Consider the following 5,626-nt stretch of genomic DNA (forward strand, 5'->3'; position numbering starts at 1 on the left):
GTGATTCGAGCTTAAGCGTACTGCCGTCGCCGGTGACGCCTTGCAGCTTGGGGACTTTCTTGCCTAGTTCGGGCATGGGCTCTCCGCTAGCCAGCTTGGGTGTTGCACTTGCTGGAGCGGAGACTAGCGCGTGTTGTGTGACGGAAACAGCCTTGTCAGATTACTTCTTACGGAGCATCCTAGAATTTCACCGGATCCATGATGGCATCCAGATTCAGGCCATCGCAGAACTCCAGGAAATCGTCGCGCAAGGCGGCGATGTGTAGTCGGTCCGGAACACCAATCGTGAACTGGGCCTGGAACATCGCGGCGCCGGTCTGCATGGCCTGGTAACGCATCGAGCTCAGTTGCTCCACGCTGATGTCGTGGCGGCTGAAGAAATCGACGATCTTGACCAGGATGCCGGGGCGGTCGGACGACACCACTTCCACCAGATACGGCAGCAGGTGCCCACTCGGTTCGCGCGGGTTGGTGCGGTAATGTGTAAGACGCAGCTCCTCCTCGCGCGCCAGTTTGGCCAGGGCAGTTTCAAGCTTGGCCACCGCATCCCAGGCGCCGCTGGCGAGCAGGGTGAGCGAGGTATCGGCACCGATGGTCGACACGCGCGCATCGGAAAGATTGCAGCCGGCATCGGCAATGCGCCGGGCCAGTGCGAGCAGCGGTGTACGCGTGGCCGGCGTCAGCGTCTGGATCAGCAGTTGATGATCATTGCTGGATCGCGCGGAAAAAGGGTTGGTGGACATGGATGGTGGCGACCCCGCGTCGTGCGGGATGACGACGAACGATACGCCAGCTTACTTGCCCGTCCCGCGAGCCCGCAAGTAAGATGCCATGTCCATATTTTGTACTGTGCGGATCGCGCCATGAAGATTCACGGAAGCGTCTGCGCGCTGGTCACTCCATTCGGCTCGGATGGGGCGCTCGACCTGGCGGCATTCGGCCGCCTGCTCGATTTCCAGATCGCGGGCGGCACCCAGGCGGTGGTCGTCGCTGGTTCCACCGGCGAAGCCCACATGCTCGAACACGATGAATACGATCGCCTGCTGGCCTTTGCGGTCAAGCATGTCGCCGGCCGTATTCCGGTCGTCGCCGGCACCGGCGAGGCCGGCACCGCCAAAACCGTGGCGCTGACGCAGCGCGCCCGTTCGCTCGGCGCGGATGCCGCCCTGGTGGTGGCGCCGTATTACGTGCGCCCCACGCAAGAAGGCCTGCGCCGCCATTTCCTGGAAGTGGCCGATCGCGGTGGCCTGCCGGTGATCCTCTACAACGTGCCCAGCCGTACGGCGTGCGACCTGGCGCCGGAAACCACGGCGGTGTTGCGTGATCACCCGGCCATCATCGGCATCAAGGAAGCGCGCGCCGATGCCGAGCGCATCCAGCGCAGTGCGGAACTTGCGCGGCCGGATTTCGTCTATCTGTCCGGCGACGATGGCAGCGGGGCGCAAGCCATGCTGGCAGGCGCCGCCGGCGTCATCTCGGTGGTAGCCAACCTGGCGCCCAGGGCTTTCCGTGCGTTGTGCGATGCGGCCACTTCAGGCGACCGCGCCGCCACTGCACGCTGCAATGCCGCGCTCGAACCGCTGGTACAGGCGCTCAACTGCGCGCCCAACCCGATCGCGGTAAAGGCCGGTTTGCCGGACCTGGGCCTCGGCACGGCGATGCCGCGCCTGCCGCTGGTGGAGCTGGAGCAAGGGCCGGCGCGCGAGCAGCTACGCAAGTCCTTGGCGACTCTGGCATCCTTGGCGGATGCCGCTTAGTCTGGCCGGCTTCTCACTATCCTTTCGGAACACAACGGAATCCATTACATGAAGAAATCTTCCCTAGCCGTCGCCCTGCCGGCCTTGGTTTTGACTGGCTTGCTCCTTTCGGGCTGCGGCATCTTCCGTTCCGAGAAAGCCTGGCAGTCGGCCAAGCAGGAATCGCCGCTGGAAATTCCGCCGGGCATGGACACGCCCAACGCCAGCGCTGCGCTGGTGATTCCGCCGCAGGGCAGCAACCAGCCGACCGCGAATGGCGCGACGGCGCGCGTGGGCAATAACCCCGGCACGATCACCGATGGCTTCATCCTGGCCGATACGGTGGACAACACCTATCGCCGCGTGGGCGAGGCGCTGAGCAATGGCGAAATCGGCACGCTGAAGAGCCATGACGACGCTGCGCACAACTACACCCTGAGCGTGCTGGCCTCCGACCAGCCGGCGGAAAAGGCGGGCTTCTTCAGCCGCATGTTCGGTCACGGCAGCAGCAGTTCGAACGGCCCGGGCGTAGCCCCGCGCGAAGTGGTGGTGACCGTCGCCAACAGCGGCCAGGGTTCGAGCGAAGTGCGCGCGCAGGGTGATGCAGCGGCGGTGGCCAAGGTGGTCGACAGCCTGAAGTCGCGGCTGGGCGGCAAGGGTTAATTGGCGGGAATCGCCAATCGGAAAAAGCAAAAGGCCCCGTCATGCGGGGCCTTTTTGCGTTGGGTGCGTCGTCGTCGGCTGTTATCGATTCCCGATTCCCGATTCCCGATTGACGATTTACGGCTTCAAGCCTCAGCGCTCAAGCAACTTCAACTTGTCCGGCTTGCCTTCCCATTCCTTCGCATCCGACAAGGCATCCTTGCGCACCGTGATCACCGGCCACGCCTTGGCGAGTTCCTTGTTCAAGGCCGTGAAATGTTCCTGGCCGGCCGGCACGTCGTCCTCCGGATAGATCGCGTTGATCGGGCACTCCGGCTCGCACAGCGTGCAGTCGATGCACTCGTCAGGATCGATCGCCAGAAAGTTGGGGCCTTCATGGAAGGCGTCGACCGGACAGACTTCGACGCAATCGGTGTATTTGCACTTGATGCAGTTGTCGGTAACGACGAAGGTCATGCTGTCGTGTGCCTACTATGGATCGGGAAGCCGATCATACTGAATGGGCGGTGGCGCTCCCAACGAGGTTCGAACTCGTGTTCCCGCCTTGAGAGGGCGGTGTCCTGGGCCACTAGACGATGGGAGCGGATTGTCGCGAAGCGCGCTAGTATAGCTGAATTGTCTCGCCCGGCAACGCTTTGAGACAGTGCCCTCGCCCAAGCGGGAACGCTTGCAGGACAATGTTTTCAAGGCCGGCGCAGGATGGGTATCGACACACGTCGGACGTGCTCGGCCAGACTTCTTTCAGATGTGGAAACTCGTAAGGATTTCGATCGCTTGAATCCCACAGTCAGCTCGCATTTCTCGCACTCCTTCCATGGCGGCCAACGATCCGCGCGGCCTGCGGCGCGCAGCTCCCTCGGTCGAGCCCGACATGCGGTGGAGCACGCCTTCATTCGCTTTCAGTGCGCATCGCGCCATGCGCTGATGGCTCGCCGCCCTCGCGGAGGGGCGTGAGAATGCGGGCTGGAAACGACGCCAAGCTCGCCCTGCGCATCTTTACGCGCGAGCAGCACACGATTTCCCGCAAGAACATCAGCAAGGCTGCCTTGCGTGTGCTCTATCGCCTGAACGAAGCCGGCTACAACGCCTATCTGGTCGGCGGCGCCGTTCGCGATCTGTTGTTGGGCGGGCATCCGAAGGATTTCGACGTGGCCACCAACGCCACGCCGGACCAAGTGAAGAAGCTGTTCCGCAACTGCCGCCTGATCGGCCGCCGCTTCCGCCTGGCGCACGTGGTGTATGGCAACGAGATCATCGAGGTGGCCACATTCCGCGGCACCAGCGATGAGGAAAGCGAAGGCGATCGCCACATCGTGGACGGCCGCATCGTGCGCGACAACGTGTGGGGCTCGATCGAAGAAGACGCGCTGCGCCGCGACTTCCGCGTCAACGCGATGTACTACGACATCAGCGATTTCTCCGTGCGCGACTACGTTGGCGGCATGCAGGACCTGCAGAACCGGGTGCTGCACCTCATTGGCGATGCGGCCACGCGTTACCGCGAAGATCCGGTACGCATGCTGCGCGCCGTACGCTTGGCGGCCAAGCTGGATTTCCGCATCGACCCGTCCGCTTCCGCGCCGTTCGCGGAACTTGGCCCGTTGCTCAGCAGCGTGGCGCCGGCGCGCTTGTTCGACGAATCGCTGAAGATGTTCCTGGCCGGCTACGGCCGCAAGAGTTTCCGCATGCTCGAGGAATGCGGGCTGCTCAAGTTCATGTTCCCGGCCACCGCGCGTGCACTCAAGCGTGGCGACAAGCCGCTGCGCCTGCTGATCGAGCATGGCCTGGAAAACACCGATGCGCGCATAGCCGAAGGCAAGTCGGTCACACCGGCGTTCCTGTTCGCCGTGCTGTTGTGGGGAGAGGTGCGCGATCTGGCGCACACCTGGGTGACGCAGGGCAAGGATGCCAACGATGCCTGGGCGCGTGCTGCCGTGCACGTCGTTTCCGAACAATGCCAGCGCGTGGCGATCCCGCGCCGTTTCACCATCACGATGGAAGAAATCTGGTCGCTGCAGCCGCGCTTCGAGCAGATCCAGCGCAAGAAGGTATTCCGTCTGCTGACTCATCCCCGTTTCCGTGCCGCCTTCGATTTCCTGCTGCTGCGCGCGGCCGAATCGCCCGCGATCGGCGAATTGGGCCAATGGTGGGCGCACGCGCAGCAACTGCCGCACGAATCGCTCGCCGCTGCGCTGCCGCTGCACCACTCCAATGCCGCGGGCGAAGCAGCGGAGCCGGCGCGCGCAAGTGCGCCACGCAAGCGCAAGCGGCGACGCAAGCCGGCTGCCGGCAAATCCGGGACGGCCTGATGCGCGCTTATGTCGCGCTGGGCAGCAACCTTGGCGATTCAAACCAACACCTGCTCGAAGCCATCGAGGCGTTGGCGGCATTGCCGGACACCGAGATGGTTGGCCGTTCGCACATCTATCGCACCCCGCCGTGGGGCAAACTCGATCAGCCGGATTTTCTCAACGCCGTGGTGGCGCTGGAAACGCTATTGGAACCGCACGATCTGCTCGATGCCTTGCTGAACATCGAGCGCACCGCCGGGCGCGAGCGCAACGGTGAACGCTGGGGGCCTCGCACGCTCGATCTGGATCTGCTCCACGTCGCCGGCAAAACCGTGAACAGCGCGCGCCTGACCTTGCCTCATCCGCACCTCGCCGAGCGTGCCTTCGTGCTGTTGCCGCTGCATGATGTTGCGCCTGAGCTGGACATTCCGGGGCAAGGCAGGGTGGCAGAGCTTCTGCGGGCCGTTGATACGCAAGGCTGCACACTCTTTGCTTGAGCGCTAGCCGTTTCGCGCCCGATAATTGTTCACCGTAATGCATGAAGGAATGGCCGTGTACGTGGAAAACGCCAGCGCTCCCGCTCGCAAGCCGGTCACGGTACCGAGCCTGCACGCCATGAAGGCGCAAGGGCGCAAGATCGTGATGCTTACCGCATACGATGCCAGCTTCGCCACGCAACTGGAGATCGCCGATGTCGACGTCGCCTTGGTCGGCGATTCGCTGGGCATGGTGGTGCAAGGCCAGCGCAGCACGTTGCCGGTGACGCTCGATCACATGGTTTATCACACCAGCATGGTGGCGCGCGGATTGTCGGCGTCGTTGCTGGTGACCGACATGCCTTTCATGGCCGATCGCAACGTCGACTATGCCCTGGAGGCCGGCGCGCGCCTGGTGGGCGAGGCGGGTGCGGCGATGGTGAAGATCGAAGGCGCCGCG

The 5,626-nt window shown here is 63.7% G+C and carries 7 protein-coding genes and 1 tRNA gene; 5 read left to right on the forward strand and 3 right to left on the reverse strand.

The annotated features are described in order from the left end of the window. Positions 1-179: 179 nt before the first annotated feature. On the reverse strand, positions 180-743 hold the full coding sequence (locus VMA74_RS17830; protein ID WP_325369411.1) for a glycine cleavage system protein R: 564 nt from the start codon (positions 741-743) through the stop codon (positions 180-182). A 120-nt stretch (positions 744-863) separates the two neighbouring features. Between VMA74_RS17830 and dapA the strand changes: the two genes are divergently transcribed. Next, positions 864-1,757, forward strand: coding sequence for a 4-hydroxy-tetrahydrodipicolinate synthase (dapA, locus tag VMA74_RS17835; protein WP_325369413.1), 894 nt, complete (start codon positions 864-866; stop codon positions 1,755-1,757). A gap of 48 nt (positions 1,758-1,805) precedes the next feature. After that, on the forward strand, positions 1,806-2,399 hold the full coding sequence (locus VMA74_RS17840; RefSeq protein ID WP_325369415.1) for a hypothetical protein: 594 nt from the start codon (positions 1,806-1,808) through the stop codon (positions 2,397-2,399). A 132-nt stretch (positions 2,400-2,531) separates the two neighbouring features. On the opposite strand, the gene fdxA is transcribed toward VMA74_RS17840, so the two are convergent. Then, complete coding sequence (gene fdxA, locus VMA74_RS17845) at positions 2,532-2,855, reverse strand: ferredoxin FdxA (RefSeq protein WP_325369417.1); 324 nt, start codon at positions 2,853-2,855, stop codon at positions 2,532-2,534. Between the two features lie 51 nt (positions 2,856-2,906). Next, positions 2,907-2,982 (reverse strand) — tRNA-Glu (locus tag VMA74_RS17850). Between the two features lie 373 nt (positions 2,983-3,355). Between VMA74_RS17850 and pcnB the strand changes: the two genes are divergently transcribed. From pcnB to VMA74_RS17865, 3 genes are all read left to right on the forward strand, one after another. After that, positions 3,356-4,708: a polynucleotide adenylyltransferase PcnB gene (pcnB, locus tag VMA74_RS17855; RefSeq protein WP_325369419.1), complete on the forward strand. Its 1,353-nt coding sequence runs from the start codon at positions 3,356-3,358 to the stop codon at positions 4,706-4,708. Further along, entirely contained in the window at positions 4,705-5,187 is a 483-nt protein-coding gene (gene folK / locus VMA74_RS17860) for a 2-amino-4-hydroxy-6-hydroxymethyldihydropteridine diphosphokinase (protein ID WP_325369423.1), read from the forward strand. Before pcnB ends, folK begins: the two co-directional genes overlap by 4 nt. Positions 5,188-5,242: 55 nt before the next feature. After that, a partial coding sequence (locus VMA74_RS17865) for a 3-methyl-2-oxobutanoate hydroxymethyltransferase (RefSeq protein WP_325369421.1) occupies positions 5,243-5,626 on the forward strand: 384 nt, incomplete at its 3' end.

The sequence above is a fragment of the Dyella sp. genome (assembly GCF_035508675.1).
In the GTDB taxonomy this organism is placed as follows: Bacteria; Pseudomonadota; Gammaproteobacteria; order Xanthomonadales; family Rhodanobacteraceae; genus Dyella_B.